We start from the raw sequence: 25,008 nt of genomic DNA on the forward strand, positions 1-25,008 counted from the left end.
AGTGGTCATCGGGCGGTGGAGGCGGCATGGCCGACCAAAAAGCGGCGGAGCTGCCGCGGAGGGTGTACGAGAAGGAACTGCTGCGCCTGCAGACCGAGTTGGTGAAGCTGCAGGAGTGGGTGCGGGCGGAGGGCGCCCGGCTGGTTGTCGTCTTCGAGGGGCGGGACGCGGCGGGCAAGGGCGGCGCGATCAAGCGGGTGACCCAGTTCCTCAATCCGCGCGTGGCCCGCGTCGCGGCGCTGCCCAAGCCGACCGAGCGCGAGCGCACGCAGTGGTACTTCCAGCGGTATGTGGAGCACCTGCCGGCCGCCGGGGAGATGGTGCTGTTCGACCGGTCCTGGTACAACCGGGCCGGTGTCGAGCATGTGATGGGCTTCTGTACGCAGCAGGAGTACCAGCGCTTCCTGCGCCAGTGCCCGATCTTCGAGCGGATGCTGGTGGAGGACGGGATCCTGCTGCGCAAGTACTGGTTCTCGGTGAGCGACACCGAGCAGCAGGAGCGGTTCCGGCGGCGCCTCCACGATCCGGTGCGGCGCTGGAAGCTGTCGCCGATGGACCTGGAGTCGATCACCCGCTGGGAGGCCTACTCCCGGGCCAAGGACGAGATGCTGGTCCACACCGACGTCTCCGAGGCGCCCTGGTACGTCGTCGAGAGCGACGACAAGCGCCGCGCCCGGCTGAACATGATCGCCCATCTGCTGGACTCCGTCCCGTACCACGAGGTGAAGCCGCCGGTGCTGAAGCTGCCGGAGCGACCGCCGTCGACCGGCTACGAGCGCCCGCCGCGGGATCTGCAGACATACGTCCCGGACCACGCGGCGAGCCTCTGAACCAGCGCCCACCGCGGTCACGACCGATGGGGTACGACCGCGACGGGGCAGGCGGCGTGGTGCAGAACGCCGTGAGTGACGCGACCGAGCTGGAGCCCGAAGGCGCCCTGCGTGCGCTGGGCGCCCACGACCAGCAGGCCCGCGTCGCGCGAGACGTCCAGCAGCACCCGGCGTGCGTGGCCCTCGACGGTACGCCGTCGCAGGTCGACGCCAGGGTGTTGCTCGGCCGCCTCGCTCACGGCCGCTTCCAGGGTCTCGGCGGCCCGCTCCTCGTGCAACCGGGCGGACTCACTGCCGGCCGGATGTGCCGGGTGCCGCCAGGCGCGTACAGCCTCCAGGGGCACCCCGCGCAGCTCCGCCTCCGCGGCGGCGAAGCGCACCGCCGCCGAACCGGCCGGCCCTTCCGCCACGCCCACCACGATCCGGCCGTGCGTCTCCGGCCCGCCGCGCTGTTCCTGGCCGCCGCGGAGCACGATCACCGGGCAGTCGGCATGGGCGGCCACGGCCAGGCTGACCGAGCCGAGCAGCATCTCGACCATGCCGCTGCGGCCCCGGGTGGCCATCACCAGCGCGGACGCCGCGCGGCTCTCGCGTACCAGCGCGTATTCGGGTTCCTCGGGCAGGACGTCGGTGGAGACCTTCACACCGGCCTGCCGCCAGGCCGCACGCCTGGCGGCCGCGGCGACGATGTCCTCGGCCATCACCTGCTCGGACGGCTTGCCCACGTCCTGCGCGAGCGAGGCGCCCTCGTAGCGCTCCCACAGCGAGGCGTACACCAGCCGCAGCGGCACCCCGCGCAGTACCGCCTCGTCCGCCGCCCAGTCCACCGCGCGCAGACTCGGCTCCGACCCGTCGACCCCTACGACCAGGGGCAGGTCCACCGCGCTCACCGCCCCGCCCCGATCGCCAGGGGCTCACCAAAGGCCCGAACAACCGCTGCCTTCATGGGTTTTCTCTCCTCCGGGGTAGGTCGGTCGAGTCCGCTGGGTCAGTCGTGCGCGACCACGGCGACCGGAGCGGTGGCGTGGTGCAGGGCGGCGTGTGTGACGGGACCGATGTGCGCGCCGAACGGGCTGCGGCGGATCCGCCGGCCCACGACCAGCAGGGAGGCTTCGCGGGCGGCGTCGACCAGATGGTCGGCGGGGGTTCCGCAGTGGCACTCGGTGGTGACCTCGACGCCCGGGAACTTCTGCCGCCACGGCAGGAGGATCTCGGCCAGGGGGGTCTTTTCGCCGAGGGTCTCGGGCGCCTCGGGCGCCTGGATCACGAGGTCCGCGGTGACGGCTTCCGTGTAGTACGGCGGTGGGGTCCACCCGTGGACGACACGCAGGGTCGTACCGCGCCGGGCCGCCGCCTGGAACGCGAACCCGATCAGCTCCTCGTCCGGGGACTCCACGTCCAGGCCCAGGACCACGGGGCGGAACGGTGTCGCGGCGGACGGGCTGCCCGCCGGGTCCGTCTCGTGCTCGTCGGCGGCCTGCTTCCCCGCCCTGACCAGCACGACGGGTCGTTCGGCGTGGGCGACGACCGAGAGTCCGACCGAGCCGACCATGAAACCGGCCACGCCGCCCAGCGCGCGCGAACCGAGGACCAGCAGTTCGGCGTCCTTCGCCGCATTCGCGAGGACCTCGCCGGGCGTGCCGGACAGCTGCTCGGTGATCACTTCGAGGCCGGGGTGGCGCCGGGCGATGTCTGCGGCCGCCTCGCGAGTGATCCGGTCGGTCCAGTGCTGGTGGGTCTCGGACCCGAGCAGCGGGGCCTGTGCCATGGGCTCCGGTACCGGCTCCCACACCTGGAGCAGCTTCAACGGCAGACCTAGCAGCTCTGCCTCGCGGGCCGCCCATTCGGCCGCGGCGCGGCTCTCTGCCGAGCCGTCCAGGCCGACCGTGACGGTGCGGGTCATGATCTCCACCTCCTGAGTGGGGTTCGCGATTCGAGCCTCGTGCAGAGACCGGGCGGGGGGCAGGGGCCGCAGGTCCCGGAGAAGGGCCGATGGACCCTCGGGGAACCGGGGCCCGCGGTCCGCCGCCGTGGACCGGGTCGGCGGCGGACACGGCGGCCAGGACGATCAGGAGGACGGCGCGCCTCATCAGCGCCCTCATCATGGTGCCCGTGACGGCCGCGATCCGCAGCGCGATGCCTCCGGCCAGGGCAGGTCCGATCCCGAAGGCCGATGGCCACGGGGCTGAACGGTCCCGCACGCGGGGCTCGTTGGGCACGACGGCGCGGGCGGGGCGGGCGAGTTCGCGGATACGTCTCGCGACGGGTCGTACGTCGGTGGATCATGAGGTCAGGCACGGAGAAGGGTGGCGCATGTCCCAGGGCTCGGCCGCACAGGCTTCGTGGTGGCGCCGTCCGGTACCGGGGCTCGCGGTCCTGCTCCGCTATCGCCGCTCGTGGCTGAGGGGCGACCTGCTGGCCGGCGCGACCGTCGCCGCGTATCTCGTGCCGCAGGTCATGGCCTATGCCGGAGTGGCCGGGCTGCCACCGGTCGCCGGGCTGTGGGCGATCCTGCCCGCGCTCGCGCTGTACGCCCTGTTCGGCTCCTCCCGGCTGCTCTCGGTCGGCCCCGAGTCCACGACCGCGCTGATGACGGCCACGGTGGTCGGGCCGCTGGCGGCGGGCGACTCCGGGCGGTACGCGACGCTGGCGGCCGCGCTCGCGGTCACGGTCGGGCTGCTGTGCGTGGTGGCGTGGGCGGTGCGGCTGGGCTTCCTCGCCGATCTGCTCTCCCGGCCGGTCCTGATCGGCTATCTCGCGGGCGTGGCGCTGATCATGACCGTGGATCAGCTGACGAAGCTCACCGGAGTCGCCACGACGGGCACCGAGTTCTTCCCTCAGGTCTGGTCGTTCGTCACGCACCTGTCCGACGCCCACGCGGCCACCGTCGTCTTCTCGGCCACGGTGCTCGTGTTCCTGTTCGTGGTGGCGCGGTATGCCCGCATGGTGCCGGGCCCCCTGCTCGCGGTGGTCCTCGGCACGGCCGCGGTGGTGGCGTTCGACCTCGACGACCGGTACGGCATCAAGGTGATCGGCGAGGTTCCGTCGGGAGTGCCGGACCTCGCCCTGCCCGACCTGAGCGACCTGCCGCGTCTGGTCCTGCCCGCGCTCGGTGTGCTGATCGTCGCGTACACGGACTTCATCCTCACCGCGCGGGCGTTCACCGGCGGCGCCGACGAGGGCCCCGGCCTGGACGCCAACCAGGAGTTCCTCGCGCTGGGGACGGCCAACCTCGGCGCCGGTGTGCTGCACGGCTTCCCGGTGAGCAGCAGCGCCAGCCGCACCGCGCTCGCCTCCTCGGCGGGGGCCCGCAGCCAGGCGTACTCCCTGGTGGCGGGGGCCGCGGTGCTCGCCGTCCTGCTGTTCCTCAGCCCGCTGCTCTCCCGCACCCCCTCGGCCGTGCTCGGTGCGCTCGTCGTCTACGCGGCGGCTCGCATGATCGACTTCGCGGGTTTTGGCCGGCTGGCGTCCTTCCGCCGCCGGGAACTCATGCTGGCCCTCGGCTGCCTGGCCGGGGTGCTCGCCCTGGACATCCTGTACGGCGTGCTGGTCGCTGTCGGGCTGTCGGTGGCCGAACTGCTGACGCGGGTGGCCCGCCCGCACGACGCGGTCGAGGGGCTGGTGCCCGGGATGGCCGGCATGCACGACGTGGACGACTACCCCGAGGCCCGTACGATCCCCGGCCTGCTGGTGTACCGCTACGACTCCCCGCTGTTCTTCGCCAACGCGGAGGACTTCCGGCGCCGGGCCCTTGCCTCGGTCGACGCACAGACCGATCCCGTGCACTGGTTCGTCCTGAACACGGAGGCCAACGTCGAGGTCGACATCACGGCCCTGGACGCGGTCGACGAACTGCGCCGTGAACTCGTCGGGCGGGGCGTCGTGTTCGCCCTCGCCCGGGTCAAGCAGGACCTCCTGGACGACCTGCGGGCGTACGGCCTGGAGAAGTCCGTCGGAACGGATCTCATCTTCCCGACGCTGCCGACCGCCGTGGCCGCCTACCGGAGGTGGCGCGAGGGCCGGGCTCCGGGCGGGGACGACGCTGCCGGTGGGGACGGCGCTCCGGGCGGGGACGACCGCGGCTGAACCGATCCTCCAGCCGTTCTTCAGCGGCCCCGCCAAGCATGGTCGATCGGGCCCTCGGTGCGGGTGCGACCGCCGTGGGAACCGACGAGAGCCGAGTGGCCCGACCGACGGGCCGGGTGGCCCATGGCCCGCCGTGCCCGACGGACACACGCTGGCCTCGGCAGTTCCTACGCGCCGCCGGGAGGCACGCCATGATCACTACTCGTACGCCCAGCATGCTGCAGGCCCTGCCCGCCGAGTACCGGCAGCAGCTGATGAGCGTCGCCCGGGAGGTGTCCTTCCCGCAGGGGACACGCCTCTTCGAGGAGGGTGGGCGCGCCGACCGGTTCTGGATCCTCCGCACCGGCAGCATCGAGCTCGACATGCATGTGCCCGGCCGCAAGGCCGCCGTCATCGAGATGCTCCGGCCGAACGAGCTGGTCGGCTGGTCCTGGCTGTTCTCGCCGCACGTCTGGCACCTGGGCGCCGAGGCGGTGACGCCGGTGCGTGCGTACGAGTTCGACGCCGAGACCGTGCGCACCATGTGCCGGGAGGATGCGAGGCTGGGCAACGCCGTCGCGCAGTGGGTCGGCGAGGTACTGGCCCACCGGCTGCGTTCCGCCCGGGGCCGGCTCCTGGACCTGTACGCCCCTTACGGCGCCGGCAGCCTCGTCTGACCGGTCCGGCACCGACGACGACCCGGTGGGCCCCGGTGAGTGGGGCCGGTCGGCCCTAGTACGACCGGCCCCGGCGAGTGATGATCGGCCTCACGGACTGCCCACAGGCCGTCCGCCACCGGGGAACGAGGGATCGCCATGGCCGACACAGGCACTTTCGACGAGCGGAATCCGATCCGCGTGTTTCTGCTCGACGATCACGAGGTCGTACGGCGCGGCCTGACCGACCTGCTCGACGCCGAGCCCGACATCTCCGTGGTCGGCGACGCGGACAGCGTCGAACAGGCCCTGGTCCGCGGTCCCGCGCTGCGCCCGAATGTCGCCGTGCTGGACGTCCGTCTCCCCGACGGCGACGGCATCACGGTCTGCCGGGAGCTGCGCAGCCGGATGCCGGAGCTCGCGTGTCTGATGCTCACGTCGTTCGACGACGAGGACGCGCTGCTGGACGCGATCATGGCCGGGGCCTCGGGCTATGTCCTCAAGCAGATCAAGGGCTCGGACCTGATCTCGGCGGTGCGCACCGTCGCCTCGGGCCAGTCGATGCTGGACCCCGCGACCACGGCCCGCCTGATGCGCTCGCTGCGCGCCGACCCCGCGGACACTCCGGCCATGCCGACCGAACTCGCGAGCCTGTCGCCGCGCGAGCGCGACATCCTCGCCCTGATCGGCGACGGCCTGACCAACCGCGAGATCGGCAAGAAGCTCTACCTCTCCGAGAAGACGGTCAAGAACCACATCTCCCGCCTCCTGGCCAAGCTCGGCGTACAGCGCCGCGTCCAGGCCGCGGTCCTCGCCTCCCACCTGGACCAACTGGAAACCACCGACCACGCCACACGCTGACCCCGCACCCCCGCCCCCTCCGGTTCGCACCGTCACCGCGGACCGGCCGATGCGCACCCAGCGCCCCGACCCCACGGCATCTCCCGCCCGCCGGCCAAGCTCGACACACAGCACCGCGTCCAGGCCACGGTCCTCGCCTCCCACCTGGACCAACTGGAAACCGGCAACCACGCCACACGCTGACCCCACACCCCCGCCCCCTCCGGTTCGCACCGTCACCGCGGACCGGCCGATGCCAGCCCCCGCACCCCCGTCCCCTCCCCCGGCCCCCCGCGACGCACGCTGCGCGGTGAAGCCCGCGCCCGGCCGCTCTCCCGACTCCCCCGGGACGCACCGCGACATCGGTCCAGCAGCCCCGAATTGGCCTTGGTGCCCGGGTGCGCGGGGCGTCTAGCGTCGGCGCATGCGGATTCGTATCGTCGATGCCTTCACCGACCGTCCCTTCGCCGGCAACCCGGCCGGGGTTCTGCTCCTCGACGCCTTCCCGGACGACGACTGGCTCCAGAGCGTCGCCATGGAGGTCAATCACGCCGAGACGGCGTTCGCGCACCCTCTGCCGAAGGGCGGTGCGGCGGACTGGGCGCTACGCTGGTTCACTCCCGTCGCCGAGGTCGCGATGTGCGGGCACGCCACGCTCGCCACGGCCCACGTCCTGCACACCAGCGGCGCCCACGAGGGCCCGGTGCGGTTCGCGACCCGCAGTGGTGTGCTCGTCGCCACGCCCGGCGAGGACGGCTGGATCACCATGGACTTCCCGACCGCGCCGCTCACCGCAGTCGAGGTCCCGGCCGGGGTCGCCGAGGCGCTCGGCGCAAAGCCGCTCGCGGCGTTCGACACCGGGCCGAACGTCGGGGACCTGGTGGTGGAGCTGGCCGACGAGAAGACCGTCCTCGGACTCACCCCCGACCACAAGGCGCTCGGCGCCTACTCCGTGCGCGGCATCATCGCCACGGCCCGCGCCGAGGACCCGGCCCGGGGGTACGACTTCGTCTCGCGGTGCTTCTTCCCCAACGTCGGCATCGACGAGGACCCGGTCACCGGCAGCGCCCACACCGCGCTGGCCCCCTACTGGTCCGAGCGCCTGGCCCGCCCCGATCTGACCGGCCTCCAGGCCTCCCGGCGCTCCGGCCTCGTCCGCACCGGACTGCGCGGCGACCGCACCCTGCTGACCGGCCGAGCGGTCACCACCATCGAGGGTGAGCTGCTCACGCCGTAGGCAGCCAGCCCACCTTGCCCGCCAGCACCGCGTATCCCACGAACGCCCCGATGTCGAGCAGGGAATGGGCCACCACCAGGGGACCGACCCGGCCCCAGCGCCGGTACAGGTAGACGAACACCACGCCCATGACCATGTTGCCGACGAAGCCGCCGATGCCCTGGTACAGGTGGTACGAGCCGCGCAGCACGGAACTGGCCACCAGCGCGGTGCCGGGGGTCCAGCCCAACTGGCCCAGCCTGCGCAGCAGATAGCCGACGACGATCACCTCTTCGAGGATCGCGTTCTGCAGCGCCGAGAGGATCAGCACCGGGTACTTCCACCACACGTCGGGCAGCGCCTCGGGCACCACGGTGAGATTGAAGCCGAGCCCGCGGGCCGCCAGGTAGAAGGCGATCCCGGTGCTGCCGATCACGGCCGCGACGCCCGCCCCGCGGCCGAGGTCGGGCCAGGGGCGGGTGCGGTCGAAGCCGAGGGTGCGCAGGCTCTCGCCCTCTCGCATCAGCAGGTGGGCGACGAGCAGGACGGGCACGAGTGCCGACGCGATACCGAAGAGCTGCCAGGCGAGATCGAGCCAGGGACGGCCCGGCGCGGCCGAGGCATTGAGGGTGGCCGCCTGGTCCTTGAGGCCGCCCGGTTTCGTGACCGATCCGACAAAGCTGATCAGGGCGGACACTCCGCTCGCACCCAGCGAAAGCCCCAGCACGAGCAGCGTCTCGTCCCGGAACATCCGGCGCGAGGGCCGCTCCAGCGGATAAGAATCGGCCACCGGGTCCGCCTCCACCTGCACACCTGCCTCCAGTTGGGTAATCCCGCCCCATGCCCATCTTCGCCCCGCTAGTGTCTCGAAAGCAGTTACGAAGAACGTGCGCCACGGACTGTCGGGGGGACAGGGAGGGGCACCACCGTCATGGGACGTCACAGCTTGCCCGATCGGTACGGGGCGGGCACGGCCGACCCCCGCCCCCGTGCCCGTCGCCGCAGCGTGGCCATCGCGACCGCCCTCGTCCTCACCGTCGCGGGCGGCACGGCCGCCGCCGTGCACAGCGGGCTGCTCTCCTTCGGCTCCACCTGCCAGGACGACCCGGTACGGCTGACGCTCGTCGCCTCCCCCGACGTCGCCCCCGCCCTGGAGGCGGCGGCCGGGCGGGCCCGCAAGCAGAACCTCACCTCCGACGGGAACTGCGTGGCCGTCACGGTGAGGGCGCGGGACTCCGCCGAGGTCACGGACATCCTGAGCGCGGGCCGGAAGCCCGACGCACAGGTCTGGGTGCCCGATTCGGACGTATGGGTGCAGCGGGTCACCGCGGACGGCAAGGCGACGCAGGTGACGCCGGAGGGCAATGTGGCCGCGACGCCGGTGGGTGTGGCGATGCTGCACACCGCCGCGAAATCGCTGGGGTGGCCGAAGAAGACGTACACCTGGACGGAACTGGCCGGGGCCACCCTCTCGGACGACTCGCTCAGGCTGGGCGCGGCGGACCCGGCGCGCAGCGCGACCGGGCTGCTCGCGCTCACCCGGCTGAGCGCGGCCGCCGCCGAGGCGAAGGGTGGGACCACCCAGGCCGCGGCCATGATGAAGGCGCTGTCCCAGCGCGTCTCCGCGGCCGACGGCCAGGTCCTGGACACCCTGCCCCACGACTCCTCGGGCACCGAGCAGGGCAACCCCAGGCGCAACCAGGCACTGATCCTCAGCGAGCAGGCGGCGTTCACCCACAACTCGACGGCCGGCGGCGGCACGGACCTGGACCTCTTCTATCCCACGGACGGTTCGCCGACGCTCGACTACCCCTACACGCTCGTCGACGAGCCGGAGCTGACCACCGACGAGAGCCGGGCCGCGATCCGGTTCATGACGTATCTGCGGGAGCCCGCACAGCACAAGCTCCTGGAGAAGTACGGCTTCCGCGCGGACGACGGCTCCGTGGCGCCGTCGGTCGTCGCCGCGGCGGGCGGCCGCAGCCCGCAGCCCTACGCGGAGCCGTCCCCGGAGCCGGCCTCCGACACCGCGCTCCAGGAAGCGCTGGGGACCTGGACGATCACGGTGCAGAGCGCCCGGATCACCACGGTCGTCGATGCCTCCGCCTCCATGTCGGAGCCGGTGGCGGACACGGGCCGGTCCCGTATGGACGTCACCAAGGCCTCGCTGCTCCAGGCCCTCGCCACCTTCACGCCCGAGGACGAGATCGGTCTGTGGGAGTTCGCCACCAGGCTGGACGGCGACAAGGACTACCGCGTGCTGGTGCCGACCGAGCGGCTGGGCGACCGCAGGGGCAGCGGCACCCAGCGGGACCGGCTGTCGGCGGCGTTCGGCGGACTGGAGCCGGTCCCCGGCGGTGCCACCGGTCTGTACGACACCACCCTCGCCGCGTACCGGGCGGCCACCTCGTCGTATGCGAAGGGCAAGTTCAACGCGCTGGTCGTGCTGACCGACGGGGTGAACCAGGATCCCGGCAGCATCTCCCGCGCCGGGCTTGTCTCCGAACTGCAAAGGCTCAGCAACCCCGAGCGCCCGGTGCCCCTCATCGTCATCGCCGTCGGTCCGGAGGCCTCCCGGAAGGAGGCCCAGGAGATCGCGCGGGCCACCGGCGGCTCCGGCCACGAGGTCAGCGACCCCGCCCAGATCCACTCGGTCATCCTGCAGGCCATCGTGGCGGCGGGGGCACGGAACGCCTCGGGCTGACCGACGGCCCACCCCAGGGGGTGCGCGGCCGTGCCGCCCTCACCCCAACGGCACCGGTTCCGGCAGGCCCACCGGCCAGGTGTGCACCGGCTCCCCGATGTGCATCAGCTCGCGGTAGCGACGGGTGGTGGCGGCCAGGGCGTCCTGGCGGGACAGACCCTGTTCCAGGGCGCGGTGGAAGGTGGCCGACTGCCAGCTCGCGCCGTTGACGCGGCGGCGGCAGCGCTCCTCGATGACACCCAGAAAGTGGTCCCGGTCGGCGGCTTCGACACCCCACGCGTCCAGGCCCGCCTCGGCCAGCGGCAGGAGTTCGTCGCGTACGAGGGTCACGGCGTCGACCTCGGCCGTGCCGCCGTAGCGTCCGCGCCGGGGCCAGACGAAGCGGGCGTCGATGCCGTGCCGGCACGCGGCGTCGAAGTTGGCCTCGGCCGTCGCGAAGGGCAGCCGGGTCCACACCGGGCGGGACTCCTCGGCGAGGGCGCGGACGACGCCGTAGTAGAAGGCGGCGTTCGCGATGACGTCGGTGATGGTCGGTCCGGCGGGCAGGACCCGGTTCTCCACGCGCAGGTGCGGAACGCCGTCGGCGATGCCGTAGACCGGACGGTTCCAGCGGTACACCGTGCCGTTGTGCAGGACGAGTTCGGCGAGCTTGGGCACGCCTCCCTCGTCGAGCACCCGCAGCGGGTCCTCCTCGTCGCAGATCGGGAGCAGGGCCGGGAAGAAGCGCAGGTTCTCCTCGAACAGCTCATGGGCGGAGGAGATCCACCGTTCGCCGAACCAGGTGCGCGGCCGCACCCCCTGGGCCTGCAGTTCGGGCGGGCGGGTGTCGGTGGACTGCAGGAACAACGGCGGTCTCGACTCGCGCCACAGCTCGTGGCCGAACAGGAAGGGCGAGTTGGCGCCGACAGCGATCTGGGCCGCGCAGGCGGCCTGCGCCGCGTTCCACACGTCGGCGAAGCGGCCGGGGGTGACCTGGAGGTGCAGCTGGACGGAGGTGCACGCGGCCTCGGGCACGATGGACTTCGAGGTGCAGGTGAGGTGTTCCACCCCCTCGATGTCGAGCACGAAGTCCTCGCCGCGGGCGGCCACGATCTGGTCGTTGAGCAGGGTGTAGCGGTCCACCTCGGAGAGGTTGGAGGAGACCAGGTCGTCCCGGTCGAGCGTGGGCAGAATGCCGATCATCACTATTCCGGCGTCCAGTTCGCCGGCCTTGCGGTCGGCGTACGCCAGCGAGGTCCGCAGTTCCTCGGCCAGCCGGTCGAATACCCGGCCGCCCAGGCGGTGTGGGGCTATGTTGACTTCCAGATTGAACATGGCGAGTTCTGTTTGGAAATCGCGGCTCGCGATACGTTCCAGTACCTGTCCGTTCAACATTCTCGGCATACCGTCGGAACCGGCGAGATTCAATTCGATCTCGACGCCCATGAGATTCTTCGGGCGGTCGAACCGTTTCTCCACCAGCAGCCGCTCCAGTCCCGTCAGACACTGCCGGAGCTTTTCCCGGTAGTGCTGGCGATCGGACAGGTCGAACGCACCTGCCACGACCTTCTCCCCCATCGAAGCGTCCCTCCTCGATCGGGCGGGCCGAGGATCCGGCCGCCGGATGTCCCGGGTCAGGTGGGATGATGCCCAGCCGAAGCGATCGATAACGTCCCACGGGGACCCGGGGCCCGCTACTCTGTTGGAATGTGCCCCGGGGCACATTCACGGGGCATGGGGCATCACGCAACTTCGGGTGCCCCGAGAGCCTCGTGAAAAACGCCGACGGCATTCAGCCGACCGCTCCTGAAGCGTATTCCGAGGTCAGCGGGTACCCACCGGGCGGGGAATCGGGATGATTCCCGCGAATCAGCGGCTGAATAGCGCCTTGTTCGCGGCGCCGGAAACGGCTAGTGGAAACATCATATGAACAGCTGTCGTATAAACTCCGCGAACAAGGCAGAAGGTTGGCGCCCACGGTCCTGGTTCCTGCCGTCAAGGTGACCTGCGGCAGACCTCATCCGCACCCTCGCTCACCGGCCCGGGCCCCCGCCTCTCTGACCCCATCGAGCTGACAGCGCCGTCCGCCCCCCCTCCCTCGCGCCGTCGCGCCTGTCGAATGAGAGGCGACCCACCATGCCGCTGCAAGTCCCCCCTGCCCCCGCGCCCGCACTTCGCTCCGTCCTCACGGCCCTCGGTTCCCCCACCGCGGTCCGCGAGGCCCGAACACCCTCCCTGCGCAACGCCCAGGGACCCGCCACACCCGAACTCCCGCTGCCCGTACATGTGCTGGACCGGATCACCTCCGAGGGCGTGTCCGCCACCCGGCTCACCGGGTGGCGTTTCCTGATCCGGTGCGGCGATCGCGCGGTGGCCGCCGCCGAGACCAGGCTGATGCCGGACGGCTGGGCGTTCTCGCACTTCTTCGAGGGGCCCTACATCGCCGCCACGGAACACGCCCTGCGCCAGGCCGAGACCATGCAACAGCCCTACCAACCCCGTCTGCTCTCCGTGCCCGGCCTGTACATGCTCACCCTGTGGCTGCACGGCGACTGCGCGGCGGACGGCGCCGAGGGCCATCCGGCGGCCGCGGACCTGCTCGTCCCGCTGGCGCCGGCACCGCCGGGCATCGCGGCCCACCGCCCGCACCGGGTCGCCGAACTGCTTCCGGTACTGACCCATCGGGTGACTCCCGTGCCACTGCTCGGCTCACCCGCCTGACACACCCCTTTCGTACCCCGTTTCCAATTTCCGGAGGCGGGGTACGACTGCATTTCCTGCGGCTATTACTCGTCCCTGCGCTCGTACGAGCAATAAAGCGCTCCGACGAGCTGAAAAGGGCATCCGGTCCGACCGGACTAGCCCCATCCGGCCATCCCGAACCACCCGAAGTGGCTGCCCAGTTGGGATGAACCAGACGCGTGGCCGATGCGTCATCAACCTGTGAGAAAGCGGTGCTGCGAAATCCCTGCGGATTGACGCCCGGAGAGCAACACTGGGTTCCGACCGACTTAATCGCAACGGGGGACGAACATGACCACGACACAGCGAAAGATCCCATCAATGTGCCAGCACCAGCCGCCGTGCCCGACAGCCGAATCCGCCGACCGGGAGTCCGCCCGCCTCATGGCGCACCACCCGGAGCAGGGATGGAGCCTGCTGTGCAACGGCGTTCTGCTCTTCGAGGACACCGGTGAGCTCCTGCCGGACGGCCAGATCATCGCCCCGCACCGCCCGCTGGGTGCCGACCGGGTGATGACGGCCGCCTGAGTACCACCCCGGGCGGTCCGCCGCTCCGCCCGGCGACATGAGGGGCCGGCCCGCACGCCCTTGGTGCGCACCGGCCCCGACGCGTGTCCGAGGGTGACTACTCCTCGTAGTCGGTCGATTGCGCCGGCCGGTGCCGCGGTACTCGAACCAGTCGAAGTCCGCACGCCCCTCGGTCACATACATTCCGATCACGCGTCCGGTGAACCCGGTCGCGACCTGGGTGGACAGATAGCGGCCGTCGAGTTCGGCCGGCCGCACCGGCCCGTCGGGGGTTTCCACCAGGAAGGCAATCGCGTCGGGACCGCCCGTCGCCGTCGTGAGCGGTTGCGCGCCCGTGGTCCGGATGTCGACGACGAGCGTGACCGGCCCGGGTGGCACGGGATGTTCCGTGAGCCGCTGCCGCACCGGCCCGATCCGTGCGACCACGCTCACCGCTCCCCCGCACACCTCGATGTCGTAGTGGTGGGCCTCGCGGAACGCCTCGGACGCCTCGGACGCCTCAGACACTCAGCCGGTACGGGAGCATGCACACCACCACATCGGTACGGGCCCGCAGCACGGTCGCCAGCAGCAGGCCGCGCTGGTTCTGGAGGATCTCGTAACGGCGGTGCAGCGGTTCCACCTCCGGGATGAGGACGGCGACCTGGCGTCCGTCCCCGGCGACGCGCTGCACGTAGTCGACGATCGGCTGGACCAGCGAGCGGTGCGGGCTGTCGATGACATCGAGGCGTACCCCGGGGTTCCAGCGGTCCCAGGCCTCCTCCAGCGCACGGCTCTTCTCCGGGTCCGCGTGCACCGCGACCGCGACCACCTCGTCGCCCAGCGCCAAGGCGGCGGTGATGGCGTGCCGGGCGAGTTTGCTGACCTCGCCGAGAGGCACGATCACCAGGCTGCCGGTGCGCCGGTCGGGCGGTTCGGGGACCCGGCCCAGTCCGAGTTCCCGGCCGACGGTCGCGTAGTAGCGCTCGATACGGGCGAACAGCAGCATCATCAGCGGTACGGCGACCACGACCACCCAGGCCCCTTCCAGGAACTTGGTGGTGAGCAGGATGAGCCCGGCCAGGGTGGTCAGCACCGCCCCGGTGCCGTTGATCAGGGCGCGGCGCTTCCAACCGGCGGGTCTCCCGGTGGCCCAGTGCCGGACGAGACCGAGCTGGCTGAGGGTGAAGCCGATGAAGACACCGATCGCGAACAGCGGGATCAGCCGGTGGGTGTCGGCGCCGGTGGCGAGCAGCAGCAGCGCGGCGAGCAGGGCCAGGGCCAGCACGCCGTACCGGTAGACGGGACGCTCGGCGCGCAGCCCGAACAGATGCGGCAGACGGTGGTCGCGGGCGAGCAGGCCCATCAGCACCGGCAGCCCGCCGAAGCTGGTGTTGGCGGCGAGCCCCAGGACGACCGTGACGAGGATGTTCGTGGCGTAGTACGCCCAGCCGTCGCCGTAGGCGCCGGCCGTGAGCTGGGCCAGGACGGTGACGTCTGCGCGCGGGGCAACCTGGTCGCGGCGGATCAGCACGGCGATGCCGATGAGCATCGTCCCCAGCAGCGCGCCGAGCATGAGTTCGGTGCTCTGGGCGCGCTTGACACGCGGGGTGCGGAAGGTCGGCACGGCGTTGGCGATGGCCTCGACGCCCGTCAGAGCGGAACAGCCGGACGAAAACGCCTTGAGAATCAGCAGCAGACCGAGCGACTCCTGGGCCGGGAAGGACTCCGCGGTGCCGACGACGGCCACCGGGTGCGTGCGCAGGAGTCCGAGGACGATGACACCGAGGATGGCCACGATGAACAGCGCGGTGGGGAGCATGAGCACCCGGGCGCTGTCGGTGATGCCCCGCAGATTCACGGCCGTCAGCACGGCGAGGCCCGCCAGGCACACCCAGAGCTTGTCACCGGCGAGGGCGGGGAACGCGGAGGCGAGGGCGTCCGCTCCGGCGGTGAGGCTGACGGCGACGGTGAGGACGTAGTCGACGACCAGACTGGCCGCGGCGAGCAGACTGGTGGTCGGGCCGAGGTCCTTCTTGGCCACGGCGTAGGCGCCTCCGCCGTCCGGGTGTACGGCGATCACCTGGGCGTAGGAGATCACGAGGACCACGAGCAGGAAGACGATCGCCAGCGTGATCGGCAGCGTGGCCGTCAGGGCCCCGGTCCCCGCGACCACCAGTGCCAGCACGATCGCCTCGGGACCGTACGCCACCGAGCTGAGCGCGTCCAAGGACAGCGCGGCCAGGCCCTCCAGGCTGGTGAGGTGGTGCTTCTCTCCTTCGCCGGGGCGCAGCGGAACCCTGGGCCTCAGCTGACGATGTGCCAGGCCATATGCCATCGGGACCTCACCACGGCCGGGTCGGACGATCGGCACCAGTCTCAGCGGGGAGCCGCCCGCGCGCCCTCCGGCAGGGCCCGGGCGGGTCGGCCGGCCGACGCCGCGGGCCTGGCGGGTCCCCACGGTGACCGCACTCGGCGAGGGCGAGGGCGGGTTACAGCCCCACGTCCCTGCTGCGGATGTCGTCCAGGGACTCGCGGCGCACCAGCAGGCGGGCCCGGCCCGCACACACGGCGGCCACCGGCGGGCGGCCGACCAGGTTGTAGCCGGAGGCCATGGACAGGTGGTAGGCGCCGGCCACGGGGACGGCGAGCAGGTCTCCGGGGCGTACGTCGTCCGGGAGCTCGACGTCGGTGGCGAGGACGTCGCCGGCCTCGCAGTGCCGGCCCACGACGGTCACCCGGGCCAGGGGCGCCGCGCTGGGCCGGCCGATCAGGCGGGGCGCATAGCGGACGCCGTACAGCGCGGGCCGCGGGTTGTCGCTCATTCCGCCGTCGACCGCCACGAAGATGTGGTCACCGGTGCGTTTGACGGCGAGCACGTGATACAGGGCGATGCCCGCCGGGCCCGCGATGGCCCGGCCCGGCTCGATGATCAGGCGGGGCACGGGGATCCCGGCCGCCGCGCACGCGCCGGTCAGCTCGTCGCACACCTTGCTGGCCAGCATCGTCAGGTCGAGTGCTTCTTCGCCGGGGCGGTAGGCGATGCCGTGGCCGCCGCCGAGATCGAGTTCGGACAGGACCAGTCCGTGCTGTTCGTGGAGCCGGGCCATCAGGCCGACCATGCGGCGCACGGCGGCCAGGTACGGCTTGACGCTGATGATCTGCGAGCCCAAGTGGCAGTGCAGTCCGGTGAGTTCGAGCTGTGGCTGGTCCAGTATCCGAGTAATGGCGTGCTGGGCGTAGCCGTCGCGGATGGACAGGCCGAACTTCTGGTCCTCGGTGCCGGTGCGGATCTTGTCGTGACCGCCGGCGCTGATGCCGGGCACCACGCGCACCATGACCTTCTGGTGGCCCTCGGGGCCGACGGCGGCGGCCAGTCGCGCGATCTCCGACGGACTGTCGATCACGATCCGGCCCACGCCCAGGCGCAGGGCGGTCTCCAGATCACCCGGGGACTTGGCGTTCCCGTGCAGCACGATCCTCTCGGGCGGGAAGCCCGTGGTGACCGCGAGCTCCAGCTCTCCGGCCGAGCAGACGTCCAGGCCGAGGCCTTCCTCCTCCGTCCAGTGGACCATGGCCCGGCACAGGAACGCCTTGGCCGCGTAGAGGACTTCGGCCTCGGGGAAGACGTGCCGGTAGGTGCGGCAGCGTTCACGGACCTCCGTCTCGTCCAGGACGTAGACGGGGGTGCCGAAGCGGTCCGCGACCTCGGCGAGGGGTACGCCGCCCACGGCCAGGTCGCCCGGTCGGGGTTCCGTGGTGGAGGCGGGCCACACCGACAGTTCGGCCGGGGTGGTGGTGACGGTGGGTTCGTGCAGGGTCGTCATCGCGGGCTGCCCTCTCTCATGCTCATGCGATCTCACGCGATCCGCAGGACCACGGCGGGTGCGGCGGCCTGGACGGGCTCGACCGGCGACGGGGCCGGAGCCGAGAACGGAGGGTCGATCGTGACGGTGGTGACGCCGAGCGGTGCGGTCAGCGCGCGCAGCGCGGGCTCGGCGAGCCGGATCCACGCCTGGTCGGGGCCGAGGGTCGCGGCGAGTCCGCGGGCGGAGGTGAAGCCGACCGCGGTGCGGTCGCCGAGGGGGGTGCGGAACAGCCGCGCCGTGCACCCCGCCCGTCCCGGCCGGACCGGTACGAACAGTGGTCCGGCCGGGGAGCGATCAGAAGGCTCCGGGTCTTCACCGCACAAGAGTTCTGCCATGAGATGCCTCCTGGAGGATCCGGGTGGTGCGTGCAAGGGAACTGATGGGTGCAAGGGAACTGAGAGGCCCCGGACACGGGGAGGCGGACCGGGGCTCTCCGTTTGACGCTATGCCCGGGTGACCCGGCGTTCCGACCCTTCATGACGGGATGCTGACGCCGATCGGGGCGACGCTGACGCGATGCTGACGGCGAGGGCCGACAGCGCTGGTACGGGCCGTCAGAGGCGCGCCAAGAAGTGGCCGCCGCACTGGTCGGGGGGCTCGCCGGGAGTGTCATGGAAGGGGTTCCGCATGCGGGACCGCCCGCGGGAAGCCTCCGTGGGCAAGCGCGAAGAACGGTGGAGCGATGTCCGGTTACGACGCCTCGGCGACCGCTCGTGTCGTGGTCGGCGTGAGCGGATCCCTCGGCAGCATCACGGCCCTGCGGTGGGCCGCCACGGAGGCCGGGCGCAGGGACACCGAGTTCTGGCCCGTGCTGGCCTGGGTGCCGCCCGGCGGAGAACTGGCGGCCCGTCGCTCGCCGGCCTCGGCCCTGCTGGTCGACCAGTGGCAGCGCCTGGCGGGACAGCGGCTGGTCTCGGTGCTCGACGAGCTCTTCGGCGACGCCGGCCCCGGGCTGCCGATGCGCGCCCTCGTCATACGCGGCACCCCCGGCCCGGCGCTGGTGGAGACCGCGTCCCGCGAGGACGACGTCCTGGTCGTGGGCGCCGGCCGCCGCAGCCACCGCCCGCGCGCGTTCTCCGGCTGGGTCTCCCGCTACTGCCTGACCCACGCCACCTGCCCGGTGATCGCGGTCCCCCCGTCACCGCTGGAGCCCCAACTGGCGGCGGTGCACCGGCGCAACACCTGGCGCCTGCGGCTGGACTCCCGCCGGGTCCTCAAGGAGGAGACGGTACAGCCCGGCACATGAGGGCAGCCGCAGGCAGAAGCGCACCGGGTCCGAAAGCCAGGGTGGAGGTGGGGTGTCGTTCACCCCCTCCCGCCGGGAGCGACGTCGAGCGCCGCGCGCATCTCCGACGGCCGGTCCACGAGCGCGGTGCCCGGCCGCCCGCTGTCGGCGGGACGCACACGGCCGAGTTCACGGCGCTCGTCGAGAGGTGCCGGGCGCCCGCCGTCGGCATCCGGCCCCGCGACGCCATGCGGGCCCGGCAACGGGCGCTTTGTCACCGGTGAGCGGCCTCAGCCCTGCCGTGCCCCACCTCGGTACGCACCACAAGAGGAGTGCCTCGCGCGCCTCCGATCGCCTCCACCGTAAACCGTCAGGAAGTCACCGCGGCCGACAGGTCCGGGCGATCCGGTCGGCGTCCCGGTGCCGGGTTCAGGCTCAGCACCATCGTGAGGCCACCGCCCGGTGTGTCCTCGGCGTTCAGCGTGCCGCCCATCGACTCGGCGAAGCCGCGGGCCACCGCGAGGCCGAGGCCGACGCCGGCACCGCGCGGGGAGTCGCCGTAGCGCTGGAAGGGCTCGAAGATGCGGTCCTTGGCCTCGGCCACCAGCACGACCATCGTCAGATGGATGCCCGCGTAGTCGGCGAACGGCGGCAGGGTGGCCACCGCGAGCAGGAAGACGATCGTCAGCGACGCCAGCAGAATGTTCAGCGCGATCTCGTTCGGCGTCTTCTGCCGGGCCGCGCCCTCGACGAGGCTGATCATCCGGTCGATGAAGGTCTCGCCCGGCTTCGTCGTGATCCTGATGACGATCCGGTCGGAGAGGACCTTGGTACCGCCCGTGACGGCGCTGCGGTCGCCACCGGGCTCGCGGATCACGGGCGCCGACTCGCCGGTGATCGCCGATTCGTCGACGGACGCGACACCCTCGATGACGTCACCGTCACCGGGGATGATGTCGCCCGCCTCGCAGACGACCAGGTCACCGATCTTCAGCTCGGTGCCCGGGACCTGCTCCTCGGAGCCGTCCTTGAGGAGTTGGCGCGCGACGGTGTCGGTCTTGGCCTTGCGCAGGGTGTCGGCCTGCGCCTTGCCCCGGCCCTCGGCGACGGCCTCCGCCAGGTTGGCGAAGACGACGGTCAGCCACAGCCAGGCGCTGATCGCCCAGCCGAACCAGTCGCCCGGGTCCTTGAACGAGAAGACCGTGGTCAGCACCGAGCCGATCCACACCACGAACATCACGGGCGACTTGATCATCACCCGCGGGTCGAGCTTGCGGAAGGCGTCCGGCAGCGACTTGACCAGCTGCTTGGGGTCGAAGAGGCCCGCACCGACACGTCCTTCGGCAGGCTTGTGCCCGGTGGGCACGTCGCTGTGCGGCGCCCGGGTCGGGGTGGTGGTGGACATGGAGTCCTCTGGGTTCTCTGTGCGAGTGGTCATGACGCCAGCCCCTCGGCCAGCGGACCCAGCGCGAGGGCCGGGAAGTAGGTCAGACCGGTGATGATCAGGATCGCGCCCACCAGCAGGCCGGTGAACAGCGGCTTCTCGGTGCGCAGGGTGCCCGCGGTGACCGGGACCGGCTTCTGCTCGGCGAGCGAACCGGCGAGCGCCAGGACGAACACCATCGGCAGGAAAGCGGCCGAGCAGCATCGCGATGCCGATCGTGCTGTTGAACCACTGGGTGTCCGCGTTCAGACCGGCGAAGGCCGAACCGTTGTTGTTGGCGGCGGACGTGTAGGCGTAGAGGATCTCGGAGAAGCCGTGCGCCCCGCTGTTGGTCATCGAGTGGGCCGGGGTCGGCAGTGCCATCGCGAACGCGGTGAAGACGAGCACCAGCGCCGGGGTGATCAGGATGTAGCAGGCCGCCAGCTTGATCTCGCGGGAGCCGATCTTCTTACCCAGATACTCGGGCGTACGGCCGACCATCAGACCGGCGATGAACACCGCGATGATCGCCATGATCAGCATGCCGTAGAGGCCGGAGCCGGTACCGCCGGGCGCGATCTCGCCCAGCATCATGCCGAGCATGGTGATGCCGCCGCCGAGGCCGGTGAACGAGGAGTGGAAGGAGTCCACCGCGCCGGTCGAGGTGAGCGTGGCGCCGACCGCGGCGGCCGGACGACCGCGTTGCGCCGCGTCTCGGAGCGGATCGAGCGGGAGACGGCGCTGAGCGTGTTCAGGGCGTCCGGGCTGGAGTAGGCCCGGCGCCGGCGCTCCTCACCCCCGCCGGCCCGCCGGATGCGGCTGCACCCCCGTCATCAGGATGTCCAGGCCGCGCCGTGTGGTCGCCAGGACCACCCGGTCGCCGGCCCGCAGCACCCGGCCCTGCGCGGGGCGCCAGTCGAAGCCCGGCCGGTCCGGGCGGAGTCCGGTGAGGGTGTCCATGGCGGACGACGGCGCCGGCCCGGCGGCCGCCCCGACGGCCAGCACCCGCCACTCGTTCTCCCGGAACGCCTCGTGCACGGACCGCCCCTCCAGCTCTGGGTGCCCGGCCACGTCCACGCAGGTGAACAGCAGTGAGCCCCGCTCCACGGGCATCACGCCCAGCACGTGGCGGCCCATCATCGCGGCGGCGAAGGAGGGCGCGGCCAGCGCGGAAACGCTTCGGCTGCGGGTGAGCGCGTCCGGATAGGAGGCGCGCAGGGTGCGCTGCACGGTCGCGGCGAAGTCGTCGTCGTAGAGCCGCATCACCACCCGTACGTCGGGGTTGGTCTCCCGGACCGCCATCACGATGTCGAGGTTCTGTCCGTCGTCGCGGGTGAGGACGAGCAGTGACCGGCTGTCTCCGACGCGGGCCAGTTCGAGCACGCCCGGCGCGGCGGCGTCCTCCAGGACGAGCGGAATGCCGAGTTCGCGGGCGAGCGAGATGCCGCGCGCCTGCGGGTCTCGCTCGATGGCCACCACCTGGTGGCCGGTGCTGCGCAGCCGGGCCAGCACCCGGGTGCCGACCAAGCCCAGCCCGACCAGCACGATGTGGCCGTTCACGTCGTCGTCGGGCGGATGGCTCGCGGAGGCGGTGCGGAAGGCCTCCGTGGCGTTCATGGTCGCGGCGACGGCGAGCGGGAGCACGGCCAGTCCCACGAATCCGGCGATCAGCTGGAGCACACGGCGGGCGACCGACTCCTGGGTGGCCGGGTCACCCATGGTGAAGATGTCCAGCAGCGGCAGGTAGACGTTCTTCCACCACGGGTGCTCGTCCGCGAAGAGCGCGGTGGCGGTCGAGAGCGCCACCACGATGGCCGCCAAGGACCCGTAGACGGAAGCGAGTTGATGAGAGAGAAAGACCTTCCACGGCAGATGGGCGAGCCGCGCCCGCAGCCAGCTGCGCAGGTGCCGGCGCCGGGTGCGGGCCGCCGGTTCGGGGGTGTGGTGGACGACCTCCTCCAGCATCAGCCGGCCGTGCGTGACCTGCCTGTCGTCGGCGGTCTGCGTGTCCGGCAGCAGCTGGGTGCCCTCCTCGCCGGGCGTCTCCGCGCTGTCCTGGCTGGCCGGGTCGTCCTGGTGGGCGCCGGACAGCACGGCGAGAGCGGCCAGGTCGGTGGCCTGCGCCGGCGTCCCCGCGGGCCGTACGACACCGCGGAAGACCTTGCCCTCGACCTGGAGCGTGTGACCGTGTCCCACGGCGGCTGCCGCGACCAGTTCGGGCACCGCGGTGTCGGCGTCGGAGAGCACCGTGGTGGAGGTGTCCTGTGCCAGGTCGTCGCACAGTCCCGCCGCACGGTCCAGCAGCCGCTCCAGGTGCCGGCCGCGCTCACGGTCGAACATGCGGACCACCAGCCGGATGGAGGGGTTGACGGTGCGGGCCAGCAGGGCCGCCGTCATGTTGATCTGGTCGTCGCGGTAGGTCAGGGCGAGCGCGGCGGCACGCTCGACGCCCGCGGCCCGCAGGGTCCGCTCGTCGGGCCGGGCGGAGACGAGCAGTTCGACCGGGGAGCCCGGGTCGCGGTGCAGCGCGGCGATCCCCGCGCCGTGCTCGTCGCTCCCGGACGGCAGCACGACGGTGACGATCTCGCCGCACACGGCGTCCAGTTCGAGGGCGAGCCGGTGGGCGAGTCCGTCGTCGCCGCAGATCACCATGTGCTGCGCTCTCTGCCCGGGCTCCGTGTGTATGGGGAGGGTCGATGTCACATCAGGCTGAACGGCACGGGTCGCGGGGCCGGTTCCGGCCGGGCACGGGACCGGCCCCAAGAATGCGTCAAGAACATGCCAAGGGCTTCCCGTCAGCCCCCGCGCACCGGCCCCGCCGTGTCCAGCGCGGCCCCGGTCTGGAGGCCGGGTACGGACTCGGGCGGAGCGGTCAGCGGAACTCGGCCAGCCGCGGCCGCAGCCCGAGCCCGGTGAGGAGCATCGCGGCCGGCAGCAGGCCCGCAGCCCAGGGCAGTGGCCCGGTGAGCTCGGAACGGCCGGCCGCCACGGAAGACCTGAAGTGAGCGCGGTTGATGTCCGTCACGTCGTCCAGCGCGGCCATCCACGCCCCGAAGTGGGCGTTGGACGTGCCCGACTCCCAGCCCATGCAGAACTCGACCGCCTGACGCTCCTTGCCCGCCGCGAGCAGCGAGCGGATCTTCCGGTCGTCGCGCTCGTAGACGGCGTACGTCTCCACCGTCCTCTCGGCCGCGGCCCGCTCCCCGGGGAAGGTGACGTTGTCTAGCTCACGCCGGAACTCGCCGGTGAAGCGCAGGTCAGCGTGGTCCGCCCGGTAGTCCTTCCAGGTGGTGGCGAGATCGGCGTCGTACGTCGAGAGGGTCGCGGCCTTCAGGCCGTACAGCTGCTGCGACTTGGCGAGGAAGGACTGCTCGTACCGGGTGCGGCGCTGGGGGTCGAGGAGATACCGGCTCTCGTCGGCGTTGGCGTCGTAGGCGATGGCGCGGGCGCGGGAGAGCGCGACGACGGAGTCGAAGGCGTCGCGGCGGGCGCCGCGCAGGTGCTCGGCGGAGGCGGCGAGCACCTGGCAGCCGAGGCCGACCGAGACGAACGTGCAGAGCGTGGCGGCCAGGACACCGGGGTTGATGACCCGGTGGAAGCGCCGGCTGAGGTACCACTGCAGGACGCCGAGCGCGCCGAGGAGCAGCAGGCCGAGGGCGAGGACGGCGGCGAGCTGGGCGGCGAGGGCCGAACGGGCCGCCGAGTACTGGTCGTTGAAGCCCGCGTTGTTGGAGGCCACCAAGGTACGTGACTCGGGCAGGAGTTTGTTCTGCAGGAGGTCGGTGGCGTCGCGGTAGTCGGTGAGCGCGTCGGGCTTGCCGCCGGTGCGGCCGTCGTTCTCCAGGGCCCGGCCGACGAGTTCCTGGTACTCGGCGAAGTCGTCGGTGAGGGACTCCACGGTCTTCTCGTCGGCCCGGTCGCCCTGTGCGGCCACCGAGAGGGTGCGCAGATCGTGGCCGATCTCGCGCCGGGCGTCGGCGTAGTTGCCCACGGCCTTGGCATGCGGTGTCTCCAGCTCGCCCCGGCTCGCGTTTCCGCTGGACAGCAGGATGTTGGCGGCCTGCGCGTCCATGTCGTTAAGGGCGAGGTCGAGGTCGGCGGCGCTGGTGGTGCGGGGCGCGTCGCGGTCGGCCACGCCGTCCCAGGCCCCGCCTGCGGCGAGCCCGGCGACGGCCAGGACCACGGTCAGGGCGGCGCCGAGCAGGACCGTGGCCGCGCGCAGAAGGCGCAGCCGGGCGGGCACGGTGGCCCAGTAACGGCGGCGCAGGGCGGCCCGCGCGGCCATGGCCTGCTGCCTCAGGCGCTGCCCCGGACGCTGCGTCCGCGGCCCCCCTCCTTGCCGCGGTCCGGGGCTGCCCCCTGACGGGACGGCCGCCGGTCGCGGTGGCTGCCCCACAGCTCCCGTCCGAGATGTGCGCGATGTGCCGGCCGATCGGGGTCTCCCCTGTTCGAGCGAAGTCGAGAGCTTGGGGATCGTCACGGACCCTCCCATGTACACGCCACGGACGGTCGCCCGTCCCCCGTGCCGATCAGTCTGCGACCGGATACGGCCGCCAACGGTCGCCCTTGACGCTCCCCTGACGCCTCCTCAGGCGGGTTTGACGCGGCCTTGACGGCACGCTCGCCCTGCCCGTACGAGAAGCGCAAATTCCTTGCTGAGCAGGGCTGTTACGGGGGCTCCCGCGGATAGATTCTTCGTCGGCCGCCCGAAGAGGCCGCAGGCGTCAGCGGCCTCACGGCTCCGGAGTCCCCATCCGAATGCGAATCGAGGCGGCCGGGGCGCCCGTTCCCAACGACGGGCACCGGCGCACGTCGTCCTGTCGTCGTCCCGTCTCCGGCGACGTGCGCGCCGTGGGGGGGGGGGGGCCCCGCCCCCCCCCGCCCCCCCCGGGCCCCCCGCCCCCCCCGGGCCCCCCCCCCCCCCCCACCCGCCCCCCCCCCCCCGGGCGGCC

General features: G+C 72.0%; 19 protein-coding genes and 3 pseudogenes. 9 read left to right on the forward strand and 13 right to left on the reverse strand.

What is annotated here, in order from left to right:
- The first annotated feature begins 26 nt into the window (after positions 1-26).
- Entirely contained in the window at positions 27-830 is an 804-nt protein-coding gene (gene ppk2 / locus ACFY1J_RS32255; RefSeq protein ID WP_390732454.1) for a polyphosphate kinase 2, read from the forward strand.
- A 17-nt stretch (positions 831-847) separates the two neighbouring features.
- Here ppk2 and ACFY1J_RS32260 read toward each other — a convergent pair whose 3' ends face one another.
- Entirely contained in the window at positions 848-1,711 is an 864-nt protein-coding gene (locus ACFY1J_RS32260; RefSeq protein WP_390732472.1) for a universal stress protein, read from the reverse strand.
- A gap of 107 nt (positions 1,712-1,818) precedes the next feature.
- Complete coding sequence (locus ACFY1J_RS32265) at positions 1,819-2,733, reverse strand: universal stress protein (protein WP_390732455.1); 915 nt, start codon at positions 2,731-2,733, stop codon at positions 1,819-1,821.
- 410 nt (positions 2,734-3,143) lie between these two features.
- On the opposite strand from ACFY1J_RS32265, the gene ACFY1J_RS32270 reads away from it, so the two are divergent.
- The 4 genes from ACFY1J_RS32270 (at position 3,144) to ACFY1J_RS32285 (ending at position 7,628) form a co-directional block, all read left to right on the forward strand.
- Positions 3,144-4,916 (forward strand): SulP family inorganic anion transporter, encoded by a 1,773-nt coding sequence (locus ACFY1J_RS32270; protein ID WP_390732456.1) that lies wholly within the window; start codon positions 3,144-3,146, stop codon positions 4,914-4,916.
- A gap of 191 nt (positions 4,917-5,107) precedes the next feature.
- Entirely contained in the window at positions 5,108-5,572 is a 465-nt protein-coding gene (locus ACFY1J_RS32275) for a Crp/Fnr family transcriptional regulator (RefSeq protein WP_390732457.1), read from the forward strand.
- A 138-nt stretch (positions 5,573-5,710) separates the two neighbouring features.
- Entirely contained in the window at positions 5,711-6,412 is a 702-nt protein-coding gene (locus tag ACFY1J_RS32280; protein ID WP_390732458.1) for a response regulator, read from the forward strand.
- Positions 6,413-6,815: 403 nt separating this feature from the next.
- Positions 6,816-7,628 (forward strand): PhzF family phenazine biosynthesis protein, encoded by an 813-nt coding sequence (locus ACFY1J_RS32285; protein ID WP_390732459.1) that lies wholly within the window; start codon positions 6,816-6,818, stop codon positions 7,626-7,628.
- On the opposite strand, the gene ACFY1J_RS32290 is transcribed toward ACFY1J_RS32285, so the two are convergent.
- Entirely contained in the window at positions 7,618-8,418 is an 801-nt protein-coding gene (locus ACFY1J_RS32290; RefSeq protein WP_390710302.1) for a CPBP family intramembrane glutamic endopeptidase, read from the reverse strand. The two genes, ACFY1J_RS32285 and ACFY1J_RS32290, sit on opposite strands and share 11 nt — an antisense overlap.
- Before the next feature lie 120 nt (positions 8,419-8,538).
- On the opposite strand from ACFY1J_RS32290, the gene ACFY1J_RS32295 reads away from it, so the two are divergent.
- Positions 8,539-10,311 (forward strand): substrate-binding and VWA domain-containing protein, encoded by a 1,773-nt coding sequence (locus ACFY1J_RS32295; protein WP_390732460.1) that lies wholly within the window; start codon positions 8,539-8,541, stop codon positions 10,309-10,311.
- A gap of 39 nt (positions 10,312-10,350) precedes the next feature.
- On the opposite strand, the gene ACFY1J_RS32300 is transcribed toward ACFY1J_RS32295, so the two are convergent.
- Complete coding sequence (locus ACFY1J_RS32300) at positions 10,351-11,868, reverse strand: glutamate--cysteine ligase (RefSeq protein WP_390710300.1); 1,518 nt, start codon at positions 11,866-11,868, stop codon at positions 10,351-10,353.
- Positions 11,869-12,426: 558 nt separating this feature from the next.
- On the opposite strand from ACFY1J_RS32300, the gene ACFY1J_RS32305 reads away from it, so the two are divergent.
- The gene (locus tag ACFY1J_RS32305) at positions 12,427-13,011 is read left to right on the forward strand and encodes a hypothetical protein (RefSeq protein ID WP_390732461.1); all 585 of its coding nucleotides are present in this window, start codon (positions 12,427-12,429) and stop codon (positions 13,009-13,011) included.
- A 342-nt stretch (positions 13,012-13,353) separates the two neighbouring features.
- Positions 13,354-13,560 carry a DUF5999 family protein gene (locus ACFY1J_RS32310; RefSeq protein WP_316764346.1) on the forward strand — a complete coding sequence of 69 codons (207 nt, stop codon included), beginning with the start codon at positions 13,354-13,356 and terminating at the stop codon, positions 13,558-13,560.
- A 138-nt stretch (positions 13,561-13,698) separates the two neighbouring features.
- Here ACFY1J_RS32310 and ACFY1J_RS32315 read toward each other — a convergent pair.
- From ACFY1J_RS32315 to ACFY1J_RS32330, 4 genes and pseudogenes are all read right to left on the reverse strand, one after another.
- Positions 13,699-14,031: pseudogene (locus ACFY1J_RS32315) on the reverse strand (glycoside hydrolase family 43 protein); the annotation flags it as partial.
- A 28-nt stretch (positions 14,032-14,059) separates the two neighbouring features.
- Entirely contained in the window at positions 14,060-15,877 is a 1,818-nt protein-coding gene (locus ACFY1J_RS32320) for an APC family permease (RefSeq protein WP_390732462.1), read from the reverse strand.
- A gap of 154 nt (positions 15,878-16,031) precedes the next feature.
- Positions 16,032-17,366 (reverse strand): diaminopimelate decarboxylase, encoded by a 1,335-nt coding sequence (lysA, locus tag ACFY1J_RS32325; protein ID WP_390732463.1) that lies wholly within the window; start codon positions 17,364-17,366, stop codon positions 16,032-16,034.
- Between the two features lie 32 nt (positions 17,367-17,398).
- Positions 17,399-17,743: an SAV_915 family protein gene (locus tag ACFY1J_RS32330; protein WP_390732464.1), complete on the reverse strand. Its 345-nt coding sequence runs from the start codon at positions 17,741-17,743 to the stop codon at positions 17,399-17,401.
- A gap of 347 nt (positions 17,744-18,090) precedes the next feature.
- On the opposite strand from ACFY1J_RS32330, the gene ACFY1J_RS32335 reads away from it, so the two are divergent.
- A complete protein-coding gene (locus tag ACFY1J_RS32335) occupies positions 18,091-18,654 on the forward strand; it encodes a universal stress protein (RefSeq protein ID WP_390710295.1) in 564 nt (187 codons plus the stop codon).
- Between the two features lie 349 nt (positions 18,655-19,003).
- Here the strand turns inward: ACFY1J_RS32335 and ACFY1J_RS32340 are convergent, their stop codons facing one another.
- The 5 genes and pseudogenes from ACFY1J_RS32340 to ACFY1J_RS32360 all read right to left on the reverse strand — a co-directional run bounded on the left by ACFY1J_RS32340 (position 19,004) and on the right by ACFY1J_RS32360 (position 24,341).
- Positions 19,004-19,249, reverse strand: a complete 246-nt coding sequence (locus ACFY1J_RS32340) for a sensor histidine kinase (RefSeq protein ID WP_390710569.1) — start codon at positions 19,247-19,249, stop codon at positions 19,004-19,006.
- Positions 19,232-20,071 (reverse strand): annotated as a pseudogene (locus ACFY1J_RS32345) (HAD-IC family P-type ATPase); the annotation flags it as partial. The gene ACFY1J_RS32340 and the pseudogene ACFY1J_RS32345, both read right to left, overlap by 18 nt.
- Positions 20,068-20,740, reverse strand: a pseudogene (locus ACFY1J_RS32350) (potassium-transporting ATPase subunit KdpA); the annotation flags it as partial. The pseudogenes ACFY1J_RS32350 and ACFY1J_RS32345, both read right to left, overlap by 4 nt.
- Positions 20,741-20,848: 108 nt before the next feature.
- Positions 20,849-22,708 (reverse strand): NAD-binding protein, encoded by a 1,860-nt coding sequence (locus tag ACFY1J_RS32355; RefSeq protein WP_390710294.1) that lies wholly within the window; start codon positions 22,706-22,708, stop codon positions 20,849-20,851.
- A 220-nt stretch (positions 22,709-22,928) separates the two neighbouring features.
- Complete coding sequence (locus ACFY1J_RS32360) at positions 22,929-24,341, reverse strand: hypothetical protein (protein WP_390732465.1); 1,413 nt, start codon at positions 24,339-24,341, stop codon at positions 22,929-22,931.
- Positions 24,342-25,008: the final 667 nt, after the last annotated feature.

It is taken from the genome of Streptomyces sp. NPDC001406 (assembly GCF_042895285.1).
Lineage (GTDB): Bacteria > Actinomycetota > Actinomycetes > Streptomycetales > Streptomycetaceae > Streptomyces.

Excerpts from the sequence above, each read along its gene's own strand:
- ACFY1J_RS32340 (WP_390710569.1), bottom strand. The coding sequence starts at position 19,249 with ATGGTCGTGCTGGTGGCCGAGGCCAAGGACCGCATCTTCGAGCCCTTC.
- ACFY1J_RS32330 (WP_390732464.1), bottom strand. The coding sequence starts at position 17,743 with ATGGCAGAACTCTTGTGCGGTGAAGACCCGGAGCCTTCTGATCGCTCC.
- ACFY1J_RS32335 (WP_390710295.1), top strand. The coding sequence starts at position 18,091 with ATGTCCGGTTACGACGCCTCGGCGACCGCTCGTGTCGTGGTCGGCGTG.
- ppk2 (WP_390732454.1), top strand. The coding sequence starts at position 27 with ATGGCCGACCAAAAAGCGGCGGAGCTGCCGCGGAGGGTGTACGAGAAG.
- ACFY1J_RS32270 (WP_390732456.1), top strand. The coding sequence starts at position 3,144 with ATGTCCCAGGGCTCGGCCGCACAGGCTTCGTGGTGGCGCCGTCCGGTA.
- ACFY1J_RS32285 (WP_390732459.1), top strand. The coding sequence starts at position 6,816 with ATGCGGATTCGTATCGTCGATGCCTTCACCGACCGTCCCTTCGCCGGC.
- ACFY1J_RS32275 (WP_390732457.1), top strand. The coding sequence starts at position 5,108 with ATGATCACTACTCGTACGCCCAGCATGCTGCAGGCCCTGCCCGCCGAG.
- ACFY1J_RS32360 (WP_390732465.1), bottom strand. The coding sequence starts at position 24,341 with ATGGCCGCGCGGGCCGCCCTGCGCCGCCGTTACTGGGCCACCGTGCCC.
- ACFY1J_RS32265 (WP_390732455.1), bottom strand. The coding sequence starts at position 2,733 with ATGACCCGCACCGTCACGGTCGGCCTGGACGGCTCGGCAGAGAGCCGC.
- ACFY1J_RS32355 (WP_390710294.1), bottom strand. The coding sequence starts at position 22,708 with ATGGTGATCTGCGGCGACGACGGACTCGCCCACCGGCTCGCCCTCGAA.
- ACFY1J_RS32320 (WP_390732462.1), bottom strand. The coding sequence starts at position 15,877 with ATGGCATATGGCCTGGCACATCGTCAGCTGAGGCCCAGGGTTCCGCTG.
- ACFY1J_RS32300 (WP_390710300.1), bottom strand. The coding sequence starts at position 11,868 with ATGGGGGAGAAGGTCGTGGCAGGTGCGTTCGACCTGTCCGATCGCCAG.
- ACFY1J_RS32280 (WP_390732458.1), top strand. The coding sequence starts at position 5,711 with ATGGCCGACACAGGCACTTTCGACGAGCGGAATCCGATCCGCGTGTTT.
- ACFY1J_RS32310 (WP_316764346.1), top strand. The coding sequence starts at position 13,354 with ATGTGCCAGCACCAGCCGCCGTGCCCGACAGCCGAATCCGCCGACCGG.
- ACFY1J_RS32295 (WP_390732460.1), top strand. The coding sequence starts at position 8,539 with ATGGGACGTCACAGCTTGCCCGATCGGTACGGGGCGGGCACGGCCGAC.
- ACFY1J_RS32305 (WP_390732461.1), top strand. The coding sequence starts at position 12,427 with ATGCCGCTGCAAGTCCCCCCTGCCCCCGCGCCCGCACTTCGCTCCGTC.
- lysA (WP_390732463.1), bottom strand. The coding sequence starts at position 17,366 with ATGACGACCCTGCACGAACCCACCGTCACCACCACCCCGGCCGAACTG.